The following is a 21942-nucleotide window of genomic DNA, read 5'->3' as shown; positions in this document are numbered from 1 at the left end:
GCATGCGACTGCAAATTTTAGGCGGCGGAAACAATCAGCTGGGGGCCATTCGCCGGGCGGCTGAACAGGGACACGAGGTGGTCCTGGTGGATTATTATAAAAATCCGCCGGGCCGGAAATATGCGGCCTTTAATGAGGTGGTCAGCACCTTTGATGTTGAAAAAAACATTGAGATCGCAAAAAAGTACCGGGTTGACGGGGTCATGACCATGGGCACCGACCAACCGGTTTATACTGTCGCCCGGGTGGCCGAGGCCTTACAGCTGCCGGCCTTTCTGGATGTGCCAACGGCCCGGGCCGTGACCAATAAAGAAGTCATGAAAGCGATTATGAACGACAACCAGATTCCCACCGTGCCCTATCGTTTTCTGACCACCGCGGCCGGGGTCGCGGAGCTTGAAAACATCCCCTTTCCGGTGGTCATCAAACCGCTGGACAGTCAGGGGCAGCGAGGCGTTTTTAAACTCAACAGCCCGGCGGAGGTGATCAACAGCCTGCCGGAAACCCTGTCATTTTCCCGGGCCGACAAAGTGCTACTGGAGTCCTATTATCCCAGTGATGAAATTACCGTCAGCGCCTGGGTTGATCAGGGAGTGCCGGAGATTTTGACCATTACTGATCGCGAGAGCTTTTCCTTTGAACGTAATATTGGCATCTGTTATGCTCATGAATATCCCAGCCGCCATCACAACCGGTCGCCGGAGATCCAAACGCTGGTTGACAAAATCACCCGGGCCTTTCAGATTAAGGCCGGACCACTCTATATTCAGCTGCTGGTGGGGGACCAGGGGATTGTTGTCAATGAGGTGGCCGGCCGGATCGGCGGCGCCCATGAGGATATCTTTATTCCGTATCTGACCGGCTTTGATATTCTCGATCGGGTCATTAATTTTTCGCTGGGGATCGAGGCTACTCCGCCGTTGCCACGAGCAGCGCGTCTTAGTGAGCACTTATCGGTGCAGTTGTTTTTTGCCAAACCGGGCAAAATAGCCAGCCTGACCAGTCTGGAGCGCCTCAGCAAGCTGCCCGGGGTGATTGCCGCCGGTTACAATGTGGCCGTCGGCGAGACCCTGGAAACCATTGCCAATGCCACCGCCCGAGCCGGCTATCTGGTGATTGCCGAAACCTCGGCGCGCGCCTTGCATCAAGCCATTAATCAGGCCTTCGGCGCTTTAAAAATCAGCGACGAACAGGGTCAGAATCTGGTGATCCAGCCCAAGGCCTATCTTGACTGATTGCCACAACTGGCAAAAATGGCTTGGGGAGTACTGACGAATTATTACGCAGAAGAAAAAGGGGGACACAATTGAAAAAGTTTATGATCATCATATCGATAATGGTGCTGTTATTGACAGCCGGCTGTGCCAAAACAGAAACGGCCGGTGGCCAGAAAACCATCCGCATTGCCGAACAATATGGGATTGCCTATGCACCGGTGCAAATTATGAAAGCCCAGGGCCTGCTGGAAAAAAACTGCCCGGGGATCGCGATTTCCTGGGAACAGATGAACAATACCGCGGCCATTCGCGAAGCCATGGTGGCCGATCGTCTGGATGCCGGATTTATGGCCATACCGCCATTTCTGATTGGTTGGGATAACGGGATGGACTGGAAAATTGCCACCGGGCTCTCATCGGTGCCCACCGGGCTGGTCACGAAAACCAGTATCAACAGCCTGGCCGAACTGAGTGAACAGGACCGCATTGCGGTACCGCAGCCGGGTTCGGTCCAGCATATCCTGCTGGCCATGGCCTGTGACCGGGACTTTGGCAATCCTCAGAAATTGGACAACCAGCTGGTGACGCTATCACATCCCGATGGCATGAACGCCCTGCTATCCGGCGGCGATGTGACCGCCCACTTTACCGCCACCCCGTATCTGGAAAAAGAGCTGGCCACCCCGGGATTTCATCAGATCCTGTCCGGGAACGAAGCCTTTGGCGGTGAGTTCTCATTTATTGTCGGGGTGACCACTAAAAAGCTGCATGATCAAAATCCCGAAGTTTATGCCGCCTTTAATCAAGCGGTGGCCGAAGCGATTACCTTTATCAAGGACCATCCCCAGGAAGCGGCGGTGATTCTCAGTGACGCCTATGATTTACCGGAAGCGGACGTGCTGGCCTATCTGTCCGCCACCGATACCGAATACAGCCAGACCGTCAAAGGCCTGCAGACCTTTTCTGATTTTATGCTGAAAACCGGGTATCTGAAGAAAAGTTTTAAAAACCCTGCAGCGGTCATTTGGGAGCAAACCGATTATGAAGATTAAAGCCCTCTTTCTCAAGCCCTATTCAAAATATATCTGGATCGCGCTAATGCTGCTGGCCTGGGAATTGACAGCGAAACTGGCACCGGTGAGTCCCCTGGCGTTTCCATCGCTGGAGCTGATTCTGACTGCCTTAATCGATTCGATCATCAATGGGGATATCCTGATGCAGATGCTGTTTTCCCTGGGGTTGATCTTAATCGGCCTGGGAATTGGCGTGGCGCTGGCTTTTCTGATGTCATTTCTGTCAGTGGTGAGTCCGGTCTTTGCCAGTTTTACCGATACCTGCGTCTCCATTTTTCATCCCTTACCGGGAATTGCGCTGTTGCCGCTGATTATTCTCTGGATTGGGACTGGTAGTATGGCGATCTTGTTTATCATTGTCCATTCGGTTTTATGGCCGATGATTCTCAATATGACCGCCGGTTTCAAGGCCATTCCCGAAGTCTATAAAAAAATCGGCAAGAATTATGAGTTTAATACCTTGCAGAGTATCATCCGGATCTTTGTTCCGGCCTCGCTGTCTTTTTTGATTGCCGGGCTGAAAATCAGCTGGGCTCGGGGTTGGCGGGCCGCCATCTCGGCGGAAATGATCTTTGGCGCCTCCGGTGGGATCGGTGGGATTGGCTGGTATATCTTTAATAAACGGGTCTTTATGGATACCGCCGGGGTTTATGCCGGGATTCTGATGATCATTGCGGTGGGGATTTTTGTCGAAGATGTTGTTTTTGGCCAGCTGGAGAAAAATACCATCAAAAAGTGGGGTGTGGCATGAAACCGATTATTGAAATCCGCGGATTGGGCAAATCTTATGAGGGGCGGCTGGTGCTGGCCGACATTAATCTGGAAATTGGGTCCGGTGAACTGATCTGCGTCATCGGCGCCTCCGGTTGTGGTAAAAGTACCCTGCTGAACCTGATCGGCGGCTTTGTCAAAGCGGATCAGGGCGAAATCCGGCTCAATGGCAGGTTGGTGGAAAAACCCAGTCGGCAATGCATCATGGTGTTTCAGGAATTTGATCAGCTGTTTGCCTGGCAGACGGTCCGCCATAATATTGAATTTGCGTTAAAAAAAGCCCCGGAGCGGTTGAGTCATCCGGAAATCCGGAGCCGCGCCGATCATTATCTGGCGATGGTCAAACTCAGCGATTTTGGCGATTATTATCCCAATCAGTTGTCCGGTGGGATGAAGCAGCGGACGGCCCTGGCCCGGGCCCTGGCGCTGTCGCCCCAGGTACTGCTGATGGATGAGCCCTTTGGCAGCCTCGATGCCCAAACCAAACGGGAGCTGCAGGAGACCCTGCTGGAGATCCGCCAGGAAACCCAGGCGACCACGGTTTTTGTGACCCATGATATCCGCGAGGCCCTCTATCTGGCCGATCGGATTGTGGTGCTGAAAGCCGGGGCGGTGGCCGCGGTGCTTAAAAATCAGACCCGCAATACCGCTGAAACCCGGGTGGCCGAAATCACGGCGCTGTTGTCACCCTGAAAATATGGATCGGCCAGGGCCGGGCATCAATCAGCGGGGCCAGATTGGTGCCGTAACTGGCGTCGCTAAAGACCGTGATTTCTTCGCAGTGCGCAGCGATAAAGGCGGTCATCTCAGCAGCAATCGGGGTGAGATCGCCATACATCACATCATAGCGGGGATGGTTTGCGACGATAACGGCCAGTTCGTCATAATAGATGATGACCTCAATCTGTTGGGCCGCGACGTAGTCGGCAAAGGTGATCCCCTGGTCATCCAGGTATTGCAGGTTGCGGTAGTCAAGCAGCTGGCCATCGGCAAAGGCATATTCGGCGTTTAAATTGCCGAGGATCTTGGGACTGCCGGGAATGGCGGTCTGGATCTGACGGAGATAGGCAGCATAGGAATTGGCCGGGGGTTGCAGCCCGGTCAGCGTTAACACCGCGGTTATCAGGACCAGCAGTCCCGGTAGCCATTTTTTTTTGCGTTTTTTTTCTGGTATCAGATGAGTATTCAACATGGGTCCGGCCGGCATTTGTTCGGGATAAACAGTTTCCAGCAGTAGTACGGTCAGCAGGTAACAGAGCGGAAAGATAAAAACAACACTGGTGACATTGTAGCGGCCGATCACAAAAATCCCCAGATTGACGCCGAAAACCAGCAACAGTGGCAGCCGCAGTGGCTGATAGCGGGGCGTTGAGCGGTGTTTAGCCAGCAGTCCCAGGCTGAGCACCGCCACCAATGCAAAACCAAGCAGTTGAAAGCGGATATTGGGCATATAATACTCGATGCTGAATTGGTTAAACAGGTGCTGGTAAAAAAGCAGCAGACCCTGCCACTTGCCCAGCAGTCCGTCGCCAACTCCGAAGTTTCGGCCCTGCTGGGTATAGTGGGCCAGATAGTCGGGGTCCATGGTGATACTGAGGCCGACAAACAACACGGCGAACAGGCCGATCACCAGCACCAACAGAGCCAGATTGCGCCAGCTGATTTTCTTTTGGTAGAGATAATAAGCATAACCCAGGCCAATGGTCACGGCCACCACCAAAATGTTGGGATGAACGCCGATTCCCAGACCGACGATGATCCCCAGCCCCAGATCATCGCGGTAGCGATGGGTGTCAATCCGGCTGATCAGCAGATAAAGAGCCAGCACCAGAATAAAAACAATGATGATCTCCTGGCGGGCCAGATGGGAAGCGTAAAGATACTGAAGATCCAGCGATAACAGCAGCGTGGCCAGCAGCGCCGTGCCGGCCGATCGACAGAAAAGGCGGCTGAGTTTGTAAAAAAAATACAGCGTGGCCACGGAAAAGAGCAGAGAAATCAGCCGGAAGGTAAAAATCTGATAGCCGAACAGCTGCATAAAACCGGCCTGAAGCAGATGAAACAGCAGCCGGATGGCATGGGGATAGCGTTGATAGACATTGAAAAAAGGCTCGGTGACACCGATGTCGCCGGTTGTGGCGATATGCCGGGACAAGCCGCTGAGCCAGGACTCGTCAGAATGAACATAGGGAAAAGCGGTCAGAAACAGCAGATTGACGAGAAAATACAAACCCAGATAGCAATAGAGAGCTTGCTCGGACCGGGTTAATTGCTTAACGGCGCGGCTTATATTTGCCACAGCTCTGATGCGCTTAACAGGGGTTTTGTTATCATCCATGGATGCCACCTCAAAATAATTTTCAAACTGATTTACGGATACGGTCGGATTCGTTTTATTGAGTATAACACAAAGCCGGGCCGGGATCACGGAAATATCACAGTGGGAGGTGCCATTAATAACACTAATGCTGCATTACAATGTCTGTGAACCAAAACGCTTGACGATCGGTTACAATGTTGTTAAATAATTAATTAACGAACTGGAGGAAAAGAAAATGTTAAAAAGAAGTCGTGTTTTAGTTTTATTGGTATTACTCAGCACCATGATATTTGTCAGTGCCTGCAGCACTGGCACCACACAAACAGGTGGCAAGACCGAGGCCGATCCGGTTGTTACCGCAACCAATGAGTATTTTGCCAGCATGCCGGAAGACATCTACAAGATTGATCAGGTTGCTTTCGTGGACAAGGTGAAAGCCGGCGAAGCGATGACCATCATCGATATCCGTAGTGCCGATGCTTATGCCCAGGGCCATATCAAAGGCGCCCTGAGTATGCCATGGGGTCCCAACCTGGCCGAAAACCTGACCAAGATCCCTGCTGATAAACCCGTCATGATTTATTGTGTCACCGGACAAACCGCCGGACAGACGGTTGCCTTATTGAATATCGCCGGATTCGACACGAAATCAGTTAACTTAGGCTGGAACCTGGGGATTTCCAAGGTCGAAGGCGTTGATGCCGTCATTGAAACGACACCAAATGCTTTTGATGATGCCGTTAAAACAGAAATTGATCCGGCGATTCAAGAAGCCGTCGTTGCTTATTATGCCGGTCTGACCGATGTGAAGGATACTAAATTTGCCAACTACAAAATTACCGAAGACGATGCTAAAGCTGCACTGGATGCCAAAGATGCAACCATTACCTTCCTGGACGTCAGAAAAGCAGAAGATTTTGCCAAAGGCCATATTGAAGGCGCTGTCAACATACCTTTCGGAAAAGGCATGGAAACACAGTTTGGCACCCTGCCAACCGACAAAACCATCATCGTTTACTGTTACACCGGACAAACCGCTGGACAGACTGTAGCCGGCTTACGGTTACTGGGTTATGATGCGGTATCACTTAACTCCGGAGCCGGAACTGCCGCCACTGGTACCGCTGGCTGGACAAACAAAGGCTACCCACTGGTAACCAATTAATTAACGGTAGACTTTCAAAAAGATAACCTAGTACCGACAATTGTTACATCATGTTGTACGCATCGGAGCGGACACGGCAGCGCCTGTCCGATGCCGCAGCGAACAACAGATTAACAATTGGTCGGTACGGTGGTTTTTGACAACATCACATGAAGTGGCATTTTGCCACTTCATGTTTATTTAGACCTGATAGGAGGGTAAAATAATGGATATTTCTAATCGTATCGATCTAACAAAAACAAATGAACTAACGAAAAAGAAAAAAATACAGCCGGTTATCGGCCTGGCCTTATTTATTGCAGTTGTCGTTTTTGGCATCGTTAAAGGAAATGTGGATCAGAAACTACCTCTGTTTCTGATGACTGGTTTAGCCCTGGGCTATATTTTGACCCGCTCCCGCTATGGTTTTGCCGGTGGGTTCAAACGGATCTATGTCACCGGCGAAGGCAGCCTCAGCACCGCGCTGTTGGTGATGTTTGCGCTTGCCATGGTTCTGGCCGCCGGGATTCAGTGGTCTGCCACGATGTCCGGGGCGGATGTGCCGGGGTTAAGTTCAGTTAAATTTTTAAACATTTCGGTTTTACTGGGCGGGTTTATCTTTGGCATCGGGATGATGCTGGCCGGGGGCTGTGCTTCCGGAACCCTCAGTGATTTAGGAGAAGGCGCCGGACGGTCGATGATCGCCATGACCACCTTTGTACTGGGCTCACTGCCGGGCTTGATGGCACAGGATGCCCTGAACAATTCTGCCATCGGCCAGATCGGGGTCAAGCTTTATCTGCCGGATGTCCTTGGTTATGTGGGCGCCGTGGCGGTCTCAATACTGATGCTGGCCGGTCTTTATCTGGTGGTGCGTAGATATGAAAACTTCCGTAAAAAAGAAGGCTACTATGAAGCCACCGTCTACGAAGACCAGGAATTACCGATCCCCAATCAAGAGCCGTTTAAACTGTTCAGCTATGCGACCTTCCATAAGCTTTTTGTCCAACGCTGGAGTTTTATGATCGGTGGAATTCTGCTGGCGCTGATGTTTGCTTTTATTCTGATCTCCACCGGCCACAGCTGGGGCGTAACCGGCCCATTTGTATCCTGGGGTGTGGCCTTCCTGCAGCTGTTTGGGGTGCAATTTACCGCGCCGGTTTTTGCTGACGCCGTGGCAACCGCCAATGGGGGCATTTTAAATGATCCCGGCTCGCTGCGAAACATCGGTATTATTCTCGGTGCTGCGATCGCCTTCTTACTGGCTGGTCGGCTTGCCTTTGACGGGAAATTTAAAGTAAGAGACGTTATTTACTATCTGATCGGCGGTTTTTTAATGGGCTTTGGAGCCAGACTGGCCGGCGGCTGTAATATCGGGGCGTTGTTCTCCGGGATTGCCAATTTTTCACTGTCCGGGTGGGGATTCTTCCTGACCCTGTGGATGGGCGGAATTTTAGCGCTGAAAGTTTTTGCCGGAAAGGTCAACATTATTCCCCCTGACCGACATCAGAAATAACAATCTTGCGTGAGAAACTGAGCACAACGATCACGACATCATAACAAATTCAAAAATTTTAATCAGAAGGAGAAGACAAATGGGAAAAAAAGTAGTCATTATCGGCGGCGTTGCTGGAGGAGCTTCAGTAGCGGCGCGAACAAGAAGACTGGATGAAGCGGCTGAGATTATTATGTTTGAAAAAGGGCCAAACGTATCCTTTTCAAATTGCTGTCTGCCCAATCACCTCAGTGGCATGATTGAAAAAAGCGAAGATCTGGTGTTGATGACACCGGATGTCTTTAAAAAACAATATAACATTACGGCCCGGGTCAACCAGGAAGTGGTGGGGATCAATCCCGAACAAAAAACCGTCCGGGTCAAAGACCTGCTGGCCGGAAAAGAATATGAAGAAAGCTATGATGCCCTGTTTATGGCGCCGGGGGCCAATCCCATCGTCCCTAAAATTTCCGGTTATGACAAAGCTCATGTTTTTTCCGTCAAAAATGTGGTAGATATAGATAAGATCAATAAGTTTGTCCAGAATGGCGTTAAAGATGTGGTTGTTGTTGGCGGCGGCTTTATCGGTGTCGAAGTGGCCGAAAATCTGAAACTGTCAGCGGCCGGCTTTAACGTTACCCTGGTTGAAAAAGCCGATCAGATCATGTGCACCCTGGATTATGACATGGTTCAGATCCTTCACAAAGAGTTGCTCGACAATGGCGTTCAGCTGATTCTCGAAGATGCCATCGCCACCATCAATGATGATTCAGTAGTCCTGGAATCGGGTCAAACCCTGCCTGCCCAGGCTGTGGTGATGGCCATCGGGGTCACCCCGGATACCCGCCTGGCGCAGCAAGCCGGACTGGAAATTGGCGAAACCGGTGCGATTCTGGTTAACCATCATTATCAGACCAGCGTGCCAAACATTTATGCGGTCGGCGATGCCGTGGAAGTCTATCATCAGCTGACCCACAAGAAAACCAAACTGGCGCTGGCCGGACCGGCCCAGAAACAGGCCCGTGCCGCTGCAGACCACCTCTATGGCATTCCCACCCGGAACAATGGGGTGATTGGTTCTTCCTGTATCAAGATCTTTGAAATGAACGTGGCCTCCACCGGGTTAACCGAAGCTAATGCCACCCGCTGCGGGATTCCTCATGACATGGTCTACCTGATTCCCGGGGATATTGTCGGCATCATGCCGGACGCCACCCCCTTCTTTTTAAAGCTGGTTTTTGAAGTACCGACCGGAAAAATTATCGGGGCCCAGGCAGTCAGTAAGGGTAATGCCACCAAGCGGATCGATGTGGTCGCCGCGATGATTTCCATGGGTGCTACGCTGGAAGACCTCAAAGAACTGGAACTCTGTTATGCTCCGGCCTTCAGTACCGCCAAGGATCCGGTCAATTTTGCCGCCATGGTTGCCCTGAATATTCTGAATGGCGAATTCAAGCAGGTACCGGTGACCGCCGTGCGCGGCCTGGTGGAAAGCAATGCCTTTATCATTGATGCCAGAGAGCCCGATGAGTTTGCCCAAAGCCACCTGATCAATGCGGTGAACATTCCGCTGAGTGAATTCCGTCAGCGATTGACCGAGATTCCCAAAGACCAACCGGTTTACATCCATTGCCGTAGCGCTCAACGCAGCTACAATATGACCAGAGCCCTGGGACAACTGGGCTATGACAATATCTTCAACGTATCCGGTTCCTTCCTGGGAATCTGTACCTACGAATATTTCAACGACCAGACAAAGAACCGCAAACCTATTGTAACAGACTATAATTTTTGTTAAGATAGAAACAACAAACAATTGCTAAGCGGTTTGTGAATTATCAGAAAACAACCGGCTAAAGGCCCAGAATCAGGAGGAAACATGCAGAACAAGAAGGATTTTAACAAAAACCATCGAATGCTGACGCTCTTGACCTGGGCCTTTATTTTTCTGGTCTGGTTTATCATTACCCGCTTCAATCTGGTTTCCCACCTGATTGTGCCATCCCCGGGGGAAGTGATCCAGACCTTTATTTCGATTGTCAAAGATGGTTATAACGGTATCAGTCTCTGGGAACATCTGGGCATCAGTATGCTGCGGCTGTTGATCGCCTCGCTGCTGGCGATTGTCACGGCGGTGCCGCTGGGGTTATTCAGCGGTTATTTCAGCAAGGTCGGAGCGGTGGTGGATTCGATCGTCCAGTTCTACCGACCGCTGCCACCGCTGGCTTATTACGTGGTCTTGATTCTGTGGCTGGGGATTGATGAATCGTCCAAGATCACGCTGCTGTATCTGGCGGCCTTTGCGCCGATTTACATTGCCTGTGTCTCAGCAGTATCCAACATTCGGGTGGAGTATCTGCTCAGTGCCAAGTCGCTGGGGGCCAGCGGCAAGGACTTATTTTTTCAGATTGTTTTTCCGGCCTGTCTGCCGGATATTTTTACCAGCATCCGGACGGCAGTGGGGGTGGCCTACACCACCCTGGTATCGGCGGAAATGATCGCCGCCACCTCGGGCCTGGGCTGGATGGTCATTGATGCGTCCCGGTACTTAAAAAGCAGTGTCATCTTTGTCGGGATCATCATCATGGGGATCTCGGGGGTGCTGATTGATCAGGGTCTGAAAGCCCTGGAAAAGAAAATTGTTTTCTGGAAGGGCTACCAATAGGAGGTTAGGAAATGAAAAGAGAAATAAAGAAAAAGGTCTGGGTGCTGGCGGTGCTGGTAGCTGTGGTTGCGGTAGCGGCGCTATTTAGCGGCTGTCAGAGCCAGAGCGGGCAGGGCAGCTTGCCGAAGAAGGTGAATATTGGTTATCTGCGGGTGCCCAATGATGAGATGGTCAGTAAAACCAAGGCGGTCTATGAGGCCTATTTCAATGAGCTGGGAGTACCCTACGAGTTTATCGTCTTTGATTCCGGGGTGGATGCCAACAAGGCGCTGGCTTCGGGCAGCATTGACTTTGCCACCATGGGTAATACCAATGGCATTATTGCCTTGGCCCGGGGGATCGATGTGGAACTGATCTGGATCCATGAGGTGCTGGGCGAAATTGAGGGGCTGGCGGTGAAGAACGGCAGCAATATCACCAAACCCGAAGATCTGGTGGGTCAGAAGATTGCCACGCCGTTTGCCAGTACCGCTCATTACAGCTTGCTGAATTATCTAAAAGAAGCGGGGATTGAAAATCAGGTCCAACTGCTGGATATGCAGACCGCCGAAATCGTCGCCGCCTGGGAGCGGGGCGATATCAATGCCGCCTATAGCTGGCAGCCGACCCTGGGCGATCTGACCCAAAATGGGACGATTCTGGTCAGCAGTGCCGATATGGCTAAAAAAGGCTATGTCACCGCCAATGTCTGTCTGGTGCGCAAAGAGTTTTCGGCCCAGTATCCCGAGCTGGTGGCCGGCTTTGTGAAATGCCTCAGTGACGGCGGCGATCTCTATCGCAGCAATCCCCAGGAAGCCGCTACGGCAGTGGCCACCGAACTGGGGATCACCACCGAAAACGCCCTGATGCAGATGACCGGATCAATCTGGTTGACGCCGGAAGAACAGCTCAGTGCCGATTATCTGGGGACGGCCGGGCAGCCCGGGCATTTTGCCAAAATCATGAAGGATACCGCCGATTTTCTGCAGCGTCAGAAATCCATTGATCATTCGCCCAGTCAGGAAGCATTTGACGCCTTTATCAATTCCAGCTATATCGAAATGTCATTAGAATAATGACACGAGGTTGTCGATAAACTACCGTACCGACCAATTGTTAATCTGTTGTATGCGCGCAATTCGTACAGTTGCAATAAACAATTCGAATAACTAAGCCTTTTGCTGCAACTGTTCGCCTTGAGGCACACAACATGATGTAACAATTGTCGGTACTGAGTTGTCTTTTTAACAGTCTGATGACATTAGAATAATGTTAAAAATAAGGAAGGAAGCAGATGAACAACGAGCTGATAATCGAAATTGACAATTTAACCGTGGATTATCCCACCGAAAATGAATCGGTCCGGGCCCTGGATGGGGTTGATCTGAAGATCTATCAGCACGATTTCATCTGCGTGCTGGGGCCCTCGGGCTGCGGCAAAAGTACGTTGCTTAACGTGATTGCCGGGTTTACCCGGCCCAGTGACGGGACCTTTTTAATGCAGGGTCAGGCGGTTGCCGGACCGGACAGTCAACGGGGGGTAGTGTTTCAGTCGGCGTCCCTGTATCCCTGGATGAGCGTCCGCAAAAATGTCGAGTTTGGCCCGAAAATAAAAGGTCTGCCGGCGGCTGAGATCAACCGGATTGCCAGTCACTACCTCCAGCAGGTGCACCTGCTGGAGGTAGCCGATCAGCCGCCTTTTCAGCTGTCCGGGGGAATGAAACAGCGGGTTGCCCTGGCCCGGGCGCTGGCCAATGAACCGGCGATCCTGCTCTTGGATGAACCCTTCGGCGCCCTCGATGCGCTGACCCGGATTCACATGCAGCAGCTGGTCCGTAAAATCTGGCAAGAAGACCAGAACACCATCTTTATGATCACCCACGATGTTGACGAGGCCCTGTCACTGGGGACCCGGCTGCTGGTGATGTCCAAAAGTCCCGGCACCATTATTCAGGAATTCAGCGTCGCTTTTTGTGACCGGGTTGATGAACGCACCGGCCGGGTTCACGTCGATGCCGACTATCTGGCCCGGCGCGAAGAAATTCTCGATCTGATTGATGTTTAGAAATCGCAACAGGCATTGATGCACCAGCTTAAGATAAACGAGGAAATGACGATGATACCATTTAATCTGCCCCTGTGTTTGGGCACCGAAATCAACTACATTCAGGAAGCGATCAGCCAGAATCATCAGATTGGTGGGGATGGCCCCTTTACCAAAGCCTGCTCGGACTGGTTGTGTCAAAATGCCCAGGTGCCCGGCGCTTTTTTAACCAGCTCCGGCACCGCGGCCCTGGAAATGACCGCCCTGCTGGCCGACATCAAACCCGGGGATGAGGTGATCATGCCGGCCTTTACCTTTGTGACCACCGCCAATGCCTTTGCCCTGCGCGGGGCTACCATCGTTTTTGTCGATATCCGGCCGGATACCCTGAACATCGACGAAACCCTGATTGAAGCCGCCATCACCCCCCGCACCAAGGTGATTGTGCCGGTTCATTACGGTGGGATCGGCTGTGAGATGGACGCGATTATGGATCTGGCCAGACGGTATCACCTGCTGGTGGTGGAGGATGCCGCCCAGGGACTGATGGCCAGCTACAAAAACAAGGCCCTTGGCAGCATCGGTGATCTGGGCTGCTACAGTTTCCATGAAACCAAAAACTACACCATGGGTGAAGGCGGCGCGCTGCTGATTAATCGCGAAAGCCTCCTGGAGCGGGCCACGATCATTCGCGACAAGGGCACCAACCGCCATGATTTTCTGGCCGGCCGGGTGGACAAGTATTCCTGGGTTGATCTGGGTTCCTCCTATTTACCCAGTGAACTCAATGCCGCCCATCTTTATGCCCAGCTGGAAGCCGCCGCAATGGTCAATACCCGGCGGCTGAGCTTATGGCAGCAATATTATGAGCAATTAACCCCGCTGGCTGCCGCCGGCCGGATTGAGCTGCCGGTGGTGCCGCAGCACTGCCAGCATAACGGCCATCTGTTTTATCTCAAAACCGCCAGTCAGGCGGAGCGGGATGAGCTGATCGCCTGGCTTAAGCAGGATCAGATCAGTACCGTTTTTCACTACACCCCGCTTCACGAGACCCCCGGTGGCCAGAAATTCGGGCGCTTTCATGGCGCCGACCGCTTTACCACCAGTGAAAGCCTGCGGCTACTGCGGCTGCCCTTGTTTTACAGCCTGACCGAAGCCCAGCTGGCGACGGTGGTGGAACGAGTCACGGCGTTTTATCAACACGAAGGATAATTGAACAAGCCCTTGATTGAGGATCAATCAAGGGCTTTAAATCAGTTTGGATCAGATTTTATTTTTGTTGTTGGTTAAACCGGGGTCAGTTCTTTATACCAGATATTCATCGACTCGATCGAGCCGGAAATCTGGGTGTTATTAATAAGGGTGCCGCCGTAGTGATAATGGGCTCGGGCAAAGGTGGTATTCATACCATAAGAAGCGGCTCTGGCAATGGTATAGAGGAGCCGATAGCCGGCATCAATCATGTGGATTTCCATTTCATGGAGAAGATGCAGGGCCAGCTGATGACCGCGATACTTCGGCAAGACCGCAAAATCGGTCATTTCTGAATTTAAATTGTCGGGATCGGTTTCGCTGGAAGACACGGCCACCAGGCGCTTTTCGTCAAAGACCCCATAATATATTACATGATCAGCCATTGTTTCGCGGAGATAGGTGGATTCAAAAATCGGGAAAGGATAACTCTTAAAAACCTTGCTGTACAGTTGCGCCAGAATCGGGATATCGGTTTCCTGCAATTGTCGGATGGTGAACTCCTGGGGCAGGGGTTTGATGGCTGGGGTGTTTTTTTTAGCGATGGCATGATCAAGGATTTTTTTTAGTTCCCGGCCATTGGCAGGTTTTTTTCGAATCGGACAAAAATACTTACCCAATAATTGACAGCTTTCCCGGCCCCGGTAAAAACTGGGGATGGTGGCTTCGAGGCAATAGCCGGCGGCGGTAAAAAGGGGATTGAGCGCGGCGGGAATCTTGGCAATGATTTTTGAATAGTTATGAGCTTTGGCCAGCTGGTCCAGCTGGGCGATGAGAACTTCAGCCTCCGCTTCGGCGGCAGCACATTTCATTACATAAATGCGATTGCTGTTTTTGCCGTGTTGAATCAGACTATTGCCGTAAGATTCGATGATATCACACATATTATCCCTCCTCACTACCGTTTCTCTGTTCACGTTCAAGATTTTCCGGAACCAGGGTAATTGTTTCTTCATAATCGCAAAGCAGTTTGGAGATACCAATCGGCTTGCATTCACTCTCCTCACTATTTAATTTTAATTGCAGCTTGCAATTCTGACAGTTTAAATCACAGGCCGTGTGTTCATAACGGTCGGGCATCTGATAGGTGGTGATGACGCCTTCATAATTTCGCAGAATGACCTTGTTGGTTGACCAGGAAATCAGATAATTCGGCATCACCGGGATTTTTCCGCCACCGCCAGGGGCATCAATGACATAGGTGGGAATGGCGTATCCACTGGTATGGCCGCGGAGACTTTCCATGATCTCAATACCCTTGCCGACATTGGTGCGAAAATGCTCCAGCCCTTCGGATAAATCACATTGATATAAATAGTAGGGTCGGACCCGATTGGCCACCAGTTTATGAACCAGCTTTTTCATAATCTGAGGACAGTCATTGACATCGCGTAACAATACCGATTGATTGCCGACGGGAATGCCGATGCCAGTCAGTTTTTTAAGCGCCGCAATTGAGGTTTTGGTTATTTCCCGGGGATGATTGTAGTGGGTGTTGATCCACAGATTATCATATTTACTGAGTACTTCAATCAGCTTATCGGTAATCCGATAGGGCAGCACCACCGGTGTCCGGGTCCCAATCCGGATCACTTCAACATGGGGAATGGCGGCAATCAGGCTGAGAATCTCATCGAGCTTTTCATCGGACAAGAGGAAGGGGTCGCCGCCGGAAAGCAGGACGTCGCGGACGGTAGGGGTGTTTTTTATATAGTCGACGCCGGCTTGAATCATTTCGTCCGAAGGGACGGAGTCCACATCGCCGACTTTTCTTTTGCGGGTGCAATGACGGCAATACATCGCGCAGACATTACTGACGTGAAAAAGCACCCGATCCGGATAACGATGGGTAATGCCACAGACGGGACTATCTTTGTCCTCATGCAGGGGATCTTCCATATCAATTGAGGAGATCTGCAATTCATCAATGCTGGGAAAACATTGCTTAAAGACCGGATCGGTTTCAAAATCATGATCATCAATTAATGATAAATAGTAAGGGGTGATGGCCATCGGGAATTTATCGATGGTCGTATTGATATCTTTTTTCTGTTGATCGGAGAATTGAATGCCCATGATTTTTTCAACCGTTTCGACTTTCCGAATGGTATGTTTTAGTTGCCAGCGCCAGTCGGTCCACTTATCCATTAGATCATTTGATTGGTCGGTATTCAGGTGTTCCTGTGTTAATTTGATTGCTTCTTGCATTTTTGGTTCCTTTCAGATACATCTTATCTATCAGTTCAGGGGTTTGCACCGGGGTGGGGTGAGTTTTTTTATCGGTGCGAATTTGGTTATAAAAAAAGCACTCTAACTCTGTGTTCACAGAGTTAGAGTGCATAGGTTTCGCTAAAGATAACTCACCTTATACCATTCGTCATGACTGATACCTTCGTATCAGGCAGAATAGTATAGTATATGACCATGATGATCCTATACAAGCCCCAGTTCCATCCAGGATGTTTTTCCATGTAAATTTCATCGGTTTAATAATCAGCTTACTCATTTCCACATTCAGATAAATACGTAAACAAGCTCACAAATAAAATTACTCAATACATATACTTCACATAATGTTTGTTCGTTGTTACGAATTATAATAACAACGAAAAGCGATTTTGTCAAGTAAGATGGATTTTTCTTAAGGTTTACAAATAAGTAATCGATCTAGCCCGGCGCTTGCTGCGGTGCTGATTGTCAGCAGTTTGAATCCCTTTTATGAACACCCTTCATATTGTGACTTTTTTCTGATACAATGAAGAGAGCCAAAATACTTTTGGACGTTTGGTTGGTAATCACGTCGCCAATCATTTTATAAAATTTACTAAAACATAGGCATGTTTTAAGAAGGAGTCCTCATGTCCCGCTTATTTTTAATTATCTTTATCCAATTATTGTATGTTCCAATGTTGACCCTGCGAACCATTTGCATGGTTAAAAATTTAAAGGTATTAACCGGTTTATTTGGGTTTATGGAAGCCCTGATCTATATTTTTGGTCTGGCCATTGTCTTATCCGGAGATCAGAGTATTCTGGAGATGGTGGTTTACGCCGTTGGCTTTGCGGCTGGCTTAACCCTGGGGATTTATATTGAACAAAAACTGGCGATTGGTTTTACCAGTATTCAAGTGAATATCGAAAAGGAAAATCCCACCCTGATTGCGGTTTTGCGTAACGAAGGATATGGGGTCACAGCATATTATGGAGAAGGAAAATTTGGAAAACGGACTAATCTGGATATTCTGACGAAACGAAAATCAGAAAAAAATCTATTGAAGCTCATTGAAGAGTATGAGCCAAAGGCTTTTATCATGTCGTTTGAACCTAAAATGTTTCGGGGTGGTTATCTGACGGAGATGATGAATGGGCGGTTAAAAAGGAAATTGATGGGAGCTGGTCAGCCGGAAAAGGAAGTCAAAAGCGTGATTGAGAAAACCGTAGCAGAAATCAGAAATGAAACGGAAACCTTGAAACATGACTGGTTTGAGGACTAGGATATCGTTCATAAAAGTGCTTAAATCATAAACGTTTGCTGTTATTATGAAGATAATCAGCTCTAATTTAGATTGACAGAACCGGAATCCTATGCAAAAATGAAAAAAATGCAAATAAAAGTGAGTCCGTGATTGATTAAAGTGACGAATCGTTAGAAAAGCAGTCGCATCGTGAAAGGATCATTCAATTGAAAAATAAAATAAAAGCAAACAACAAGGGCTTAAATACCCTGGAAGGGGTCTATGTCCCCACGCTACTGACGATCCTCGGGGTAATTATGTACCTCCGCTTGGGCTGGGTGGTCGGTAATGTGGGGTTATGGGGAGCGCTGGCGATCATTGTGCTGGCCCATGTCATCACCGCGACGACGACGTTGTCGATGTCATCCATGCTGACCAATATAAAAATCGGCGCCGGTGGGGCCTATGCCATCATTGCCCGCTCACTGGGGATGGAGATGGGTGGCGCCATTGGTATCCCGCTTTATTTTTCACAGGCTATATCCGTCGCTTTTTACATTGCCGGATTCAGTGAGCTGTGGGTCACCTTTTTTCCCAGCCATTCGCTGGTTATTGTCGGGATGATTGTTTGGGCAGTCCTGACGGCCGTGTCAATTATCTCGACCAAACTGGCCTTCCGGGTGCAGTATTTTATTCTGGCAGCGGTAGTTTTGTCAATTATTTCATTCTTAATCGGCCCAAGTTTGAATGACGGACCGATGGTATTAAGTGGTTCCATGGCCGATGCCAGTTTCTGGGCCACTTTTGCCATCTTTTTCCCGGCCGTAACCGGGATCTTAACCGGGGCAACCATGTCCGGCGATCTGGAAAACCCCGGTAAAAGTATTATTAAAGGAACCATTGCGGCAGTCTTGACTGGTTTTATTATCTATATGTTGCTGGCAGTCTGGTTTGCCCGTCAGGCGACGACAGACTTGCTCTTATCAGATACCATGATCATCTTTAAGCTGGCTCGCTTTGATTTTCTGATTATTGCCGGGGTTATGGGGGCGGTTTTATCTTCGGCCTTATCGACCCTGGTCAGTGCACCGCGGACCCTGGCGGCCCTGGCTGAGGACCGGGTGATCCCTTTGGGGACATTTTTTGCCAAGAAAACCAAGAAGGGCGAACCCCTCAATGCCATTTTAGTTTCCTCGGCGATTTCCCTGGTGGTCATTGTGCTGGGGAATCTTAACAGTCTGGCCGTGTTGCTGACGATGTTCTTTCTGACCACCTATCTGATGATTAACCTGGTGGTACTGATTGAACAGGGTACGGGGATTTCCAGCTTCCGACCGACCATGGCGATGTCGATTCTGGTGCCCTTGCTGGGAACCCTGGGTTGTTTAGCCGTGATGTTGTTAATCAATGCCCTGTTTACCGGGATTACCGTTATCACCATCATTGCGATTTATTCGTTATTAAAGCGCAAAAATCTGGTTTCACCATTTGGCGATGTCCGGAGCGGCGTTTTTGTGGCGCTAACCGAATGGGCCGCCCAGCGGATCATGAAGACGCCTTTTCATCCCCGGCTGTGGAAACCAGCGGTGGCCATACCGGTGGAATCACCGGAAGACTTCCGGCGCATTTCGCGCTTTGCCCGGAATCTGGTTTATCCCTCGGGACGGCTTTATTATATGACTATCTTCCCTGAAACCGTTATGGATGAAAATCAGAAAGAGGCCATCGAAGAAGTATTACAACCCATTCTGGCCGAACATATTTTTGTTCAGAAGGTGTTTGTCCAGTCCGATCGTTTTGAGAAAATGCTGATTCAGGCCCTGCAATGCTTTGAAAACAGTTTTCTTCCACCCAATATGGTGTTGCTGACAATCAGTGATGATCCCGACAAGAGAGACCGACTCAAGGTGCTGATCAATGATTTGAAGCACACCAAAATTTCAGTCATGTGCCTCTGGCTGCATCCCAAATTTGGCTTGGGTTCGGAGCAAAAAATTAATATCTGGCTGCGTGAGAAAAGTCGCAACAATGATTTGGCGGTTTTAAGTGCCCTGAAACTGATGAATAACCTACGGGCCGATATTACCTTATATCGGGCGGTCGGTCAGGAGCATCAGAAGCTGAGAGTGGAAAAAGAACTGACCCGCTTCATTGAAGAAGCCCGGCTACCGGGGAATACGCAGATTAAAGTGCTAAATGGCAATTTTTATGAACTACTTAAGACCGAAACCGCCGATCTGACGATCCTGGGAATGCCGGGCAAATATGAGGATATCCTTAAAATCCTCGATACAGCCCCTGGCAGCATCCTGTTTGTGGCGTCGGGTGGCTTTGAAAATATTCTGGCCTGATCAGCGCGATGGTGGCAGAAACGTTTAATCAAATTATTTCGGAATAAAAAAGGCGTCGCCCAGTGGGATGACGCCTTTTTTCAATGCTCAGGGCTGACCGACAATGGCAGCATAGCCATCCGGATCGGTATTGCCTTCGGTACTGAACAGCAGGATGGTGGCGTCGCGGTCGAGCTGGAGCTGCTGTTTCAGGGTAGCCAGATTTGGGTCGGTGCATAAGGACAGCAGCAGCCCCAGGCCGACGGCGCCAGATTCGCCGGAGACGACGGCCGGGTCAGCAGCCACGGGGTGGGCCAGGGTTTGCATCCCCCGTATGGTGACCCAGTCCGGGCAGCTGGCATAAAAGCTGGCAAAGTCTCTTAGGATTGGCCAGGTCAGGGGGTTGGGTTCGCCGCAGTTTAAACCGGCCATAATCGTTTCCGGATTGCCGCCGACAGCGACCGGCTGGCCCTGACCCTGCTGAACCGATTGATAAATACAGGCGACGGTGTCCGGTTCAACAATCGTGGTCAGCGGCGGATTATGATCGTAATAATGGGCCAGATAACCCAGCACCCCGCCGGCCATGGAGCCGACCCCGGCCTGCAGAAAAACATGGCTGGGTTTGGCAATGCCGTGATCGCCCAATTGCTCCAGGGCTTCCCCAACCATGGTGGTGTAGCCCCGGGTGATCGCGTTGGGGATATCCTCATAGCCGTTAAAACCGGTGTCCTGAATCAGCAGATAACCATGCTCCGCAGCCAGCTGGGCGGCCCGGCGGACGGCATCGTCGTAATTCAGGTCAGTGATTTCCACTCGGGTGCCGTTGATGGCCCGGATCGCTTCGGCGCGGCAGGGCTTAGTGCCCCGGGGCATCAGCACGATCGCCCGACAACCGAACAGGGCCGCCGCCCAGGCCACTCCCTTGCCGTGGTTGCCGTCGGTGGCAGTGATAAAAACCAGACTCTGTATTTGCTGACGCACCGCCGGGGAGGTCAGAAAAGCGTAATTGAGGTCCGCTGCGGCGGCGTTCACAGTAGCGGCGATGATGGTGGCCATGGCATAGGAGGCCCCCAGGCCTTTAAAGGCGCCCAGCCCAAAACGGTGGGACTCGTCCTTAACAAAAATAGCCCCAACGCCCAGTTTCTGCGCCAGTCCGGGCAGGGACACCAGCGGCGTCGGCTGATACTGGGGCAGGGATTGATGGAAACGGCGAACTGCGGCGACGGCGGCCGGGGCCAGCAGTGGGGTTAGTTCTGGTTTATTAAGCTGATGATCATTCGGGTTGGTGATCATGGCGATTGGCGATTTCATCGGGTTCTCCTTTCTTCCATCGTGGTCAGATCCATGTTTAACAGCTGACGGATTTTTTTCATCCGGTAGTTGATGGTGTTACGATGGGTGAAGCTGGCATCGGCGACCGCCTGAATGCTGCCATCATGCTCGAGATAAAGCCGCAGGGTGGCAGTCAGGCTGGACTGGCTGCGGGCATCGTGGGCTTCCAGCCGGCTCAGGCTGTCGGCCGCCAGGGCGGCCAGAAGGGCCGGGTCAGGGCAGCGCTATCGGGACTCTGAAAAATAGTGACACAGGCCTCCCCGAGCCGGAAGCAATAGCAGCGGGGGGCGACCTGGCGCAGTTGCGTCGTCAGCCGGGCCGGGATTTCCGGCGCCGAACAGACCGTCGCCAGGTAGCGGGCAGTGGTTTCGTAGCCGAGGCTGTTAAGGGTGTCGATGGCGGTGTTCAGACCGGCGGTCCCGGCCAGCAGTTGAAGCTGGTAGGTTTTTTGGGTGGCGTGGAATAAATCGGCTAATAGTATGGACATAAAATACCTCGTTTGAGAATAACATCAGCAATTAAGGGCGGCCGTGAGCTTTGTTCGATATTTTTGGACTGCTTTTTAAAACGGCGTTTTATCTAGTATACTAAACCGCTCTTTGTCTGTCCAGCACAAGGTGGGTCAGAATCAAGCGGGCTCAGCAAAAACGCTGGAAATAAGAATTAATAATTAATCGGATTGGCTCAATAATTGGTCAAAAAAGGGGTATAAAAGATTAATATACAGAAAATATACAGAAGAGGTGAGCTTTATGAATCGTCTAACAAAAGCCTGGATCGGGATGATCCTGTTAATCGGCACGTTGGTAGTAAACAGCTTTGGGGCCTTCGGGGTTTTCAATGGGATGTCCCAGAAGGATATT

The 21942-nt window shown here is 50.7% G+C and carries 19 protein-coding genes; 13 read left to right on the top strand and 6 right to left on the bottom strand.

Annotation, left to right across the window (positions count from 1 at the left end; genetic code table 11):
• The first annotated feature begins 2 nt into the window (after positions 1–2).
• The 4 genes from ABGU93_RS14730 (at position 3) to ABGU93_RS14715 (ending at position 3754) form a co-directional block, all read left to right on the top strand.
• A complete protein-coding gene (locus tag ABGU93_RS14730) occupies positions 3–1235 on the top strand; it encodes an ATP-grasp domain-containing protein (protein WP_347414159.1) in 1233 nt (410 codons plus the stop codon).
• Between the two features lie 71 nt (positions 1236–1306).
• Positions 1307–2269 (top strand): ABC transporter substrate-binding protein, encoded by a 963-nt coding sequence (locus ABGU93_RS14725; protein ID WP_347414158.1) that lies wholly within the window; start codon positions 1307–1309, stop codon positions 2267–2269.
• Positions 2259–3041, top strand: a complete 783-nt coding sequence (locus ABGU93_RS14720; RefSeq protein WP_347414157.1) for an ABC transporter permease subunit — start codon at positions 2259–2261, stop codon at positions 3039–3041. The genes ABGU93_RS14725 and ABGU93_RS14720 overlap by 11 nt, the downstream gene beginning before the upstream one ends.
• Positions 3038–3754: an ABC transporter ATP-binding protein gene (locus ABGU93_RS14715; protein WP_347414156.1), complete on the top strand. Its 717-nt coding sequence runs from the start codon at positions 3038–3040 to the stop codon at positions 3752–3754. Before ABGU93_RS14720 ends, ABGU93_RS14715 begins: the two co-directional genes overlap by 4 nt.
• Here ABGU93_RS14715 and ABGU93_RS14710 read toward each other — a convergent pair.
• On the bottom strand, positions 3732–5399 hold the full coding sequence (locus ABGU93_RS14710; RefSeq protein ID WP_347414155.1) for a glycosyltransferase family 39 protein: 1668 nt from the start codon (positions 5397–5399) through the stop codon (positions 3732–3734). The genes ABGU93_RS14715 and ABGU93_RS14710 overlap by 23 nt on opposite strands.
• Positions 5400–5616: 217 nt before the next feature.
• Between ABGU93_RS14710 and ABGU93_RS14705 the strand changes: the two genes are divergently transcribed.
• The 7 genes from ABGU93_RS14705 to rffA all read left to right on the top strand — a co-directional run bounded on the left by ABGU93_RS14705 (position 5617) and on the right by rffA (position 13920).
• The gene (locus ABGU93_RS14705) at positions 5617–6546 is read left to right on the top strand and encodes a rhodanese-like domain-containing protein (RefSeq protein WP_347414154.1); all 930 of its coding nucleotides are present in this window, start codon (positions 5617–5619) and stop codon (positions 6544–6546) included.
• A 205-nt stretch (positions 6547–6751) separates the two neighbouring features.
• Positions 6752–8041, top strand: a complete 1290-nt coding sequence (locus tag ABGU93_RS14700; protein WP_347414153.1) for a YeeE/YedE family protein — start codon at positions 6752–6754, stop codon at positions 8039–8041.
• Positions 8042–8120: 79 nt separating this feature from the next.
• Positions 8121–9818 carry an FAD-dependent oxidoreductase gene (locus ABGU93_RS14695; protein WP_026396256.1) on the top strand — a complete coding sequence of 566 codons (1698 nt, stop codon included), beginning with the start codon at positions 8121–8123 and terminating at the stop codon, positions 9816–9818.
• Between the two features lie 81 nt (positions 9819–9899).
• Positions 9900–10685, top strand: a complete 786-nt coding sequence (locus ABGU93_RS14690; protein ID WP_347414152.1) for an ABC transporter permease subunit — start codon at positions 9900–9902, stop codon at positions 10683–10685.
• A gap of 11 nt (positions 10686–10696) precedes the next feature.
• Complete coding sequence (locus ABGU93_RS14685; RefSeq protein ID WP_347414151.1) at positions 10697–11740, top strand: ABC transporter substrate-binding protein; 1044 nt, start codon at positions 10697–10699, stop codon at positions 11738–11740.
• A gap of 218 nt (positions 11741–11958) precedes the next feature.
• On the top strand, positions 11959–12729 hold the full coding sequence (locus ABGU93_RS14680; protein ID WP_347414150.1) for an ABC transporter ATP-binding protein: 771 nt from the start codon (positions 11959–11961) through the stop codon (positions 12727–12729).
• A gap of 51 nt (positions 12730–12780) precedes the next feature.
• A complete protein-coding gene (rffA, locus tag ABGU93_RS14675) occupies positions 12781–13920 on the top strand; it encodes a dTDP-4-amino-4,6-dideoxygalactose transaminase (RefSeq protein WP_347414381.1) in 1140 nt (379 codons plus the stop codon).
• A 74-nt stretch (positions 13921–13994) separates the two neighbouring features.
• Here rffA and ablB read toward each other — a convergent pair whose 3' ends face one another.
• Together ablB and ablA are read right to left on the bottom strand one after the other, a co-directional pair.
• Positions 13995–14843, bottom strand: coding sequence for a putative beta-lysine N-acetyltransferase (gene ablB / locus ABGU93_RS14670; protein ID WP_347414149.1), 849 nt, complete (start codon positions 14841–14843; stop codon positions 13995–13997).
• 1 nt (position 14844) lies between these two features.
• The gene (gene ablA, locus ABGU93_RS14665; RefSeq protein WP_347414148.1) at positions 14845–16167 is read right to left on the bottom strand and encodes a lysine 2,3-aminomutase; all 1323 of its coding nucleotides are present in this window, start codon (positions 16165–16167) and stop codon (positions 14845–14847) included.
• A gap of 650 nt (positions 16168–16817) precedes the next feature.
• Here ablA and ABGU93_RS14660 point away from each other — a divergent pair.
• Positions 16818–17453, top strand: coding sequence for a DUF2179 domain-containing protein (locus ABGU93_RS14660; protein WP_347414147.1), 636 nt, complete (start codon positions 16818–16820; stop codon positions 17451–17453).
• Between the two features lie 188 nt (positions 17454–17641).
• Positions 17642–19765: an amino acid permease gene (locus tag ABGU93_RS14655; protein ID WP_347414146.1), complete on the top strand. Its 2124-nt coding sequence runs from the start codon at positions 17642–17644 to the stop codon at positions 19763–19765.
• An 87-nt stretch (positions 19766–19852) separates the two neighbouring features.
• Here the strand turns inward: ABGU93_RS14655 and ABGU93_RS14650 are convergent, their stop codons facing one another.
• Genes ABGU93_RS14650 through ABGU93_RS14640 form a run of 3 tightly spaced genes read right to left on the bottom strand, consistent with a single transcriptional unit; the run spans position 19853 to position 21566 of the window.
• Entirely contained in the window at positions 19853–21058 is a 1206-nt protein-coding gene (locus ABGU93_RS14650; RefSeq protein WP_347414145.1) for a diaminopropionate ammonia-lyase, read from the bottom strand.
• On the bottom strand, positions 21055–21204 hold the full coding sequence (locus ABGU93_RS14645; RefSeq protein ID WP_347414380.1) for a helix-turn-helix domain-containing protein: 150 nt from the start codon (positions 21202–21204) through the stop codon (positions 21055–21057). The genes ABGU93_RS14650 and ABGU93_RS14645 overlap by 4 nt, the downstream gene beginning before the upstream one ends.
• 50 nt (positions 21205–21254) lie before the next feature.
• Complete coding sequence (locus ABGU93_RS14640; RefSeq protein ID WP_347414144.1) at positions 21255–21566, bottom strand: hypothetical protein; 312 nt, start codon at positions 21564–21566, stop codon at positions 21255–21257.
• Between the last annotated feature and the right edge of the window lie 376 nt (positions 21567–21942).

Source organism: Acetobacterium sp. (assembly GCF_039830195.1).
Taxonomy (GTDB): Bacteria; Bacillota; Clostridia; order Eubacteriales; family Eubacteriaceae; genus Acetobacterium.
The sequence above is the reverse complement of the archived record's forward strand: the minus strand, read 5'-3'. Positions and strand labels throughout refer to the sequence as shown.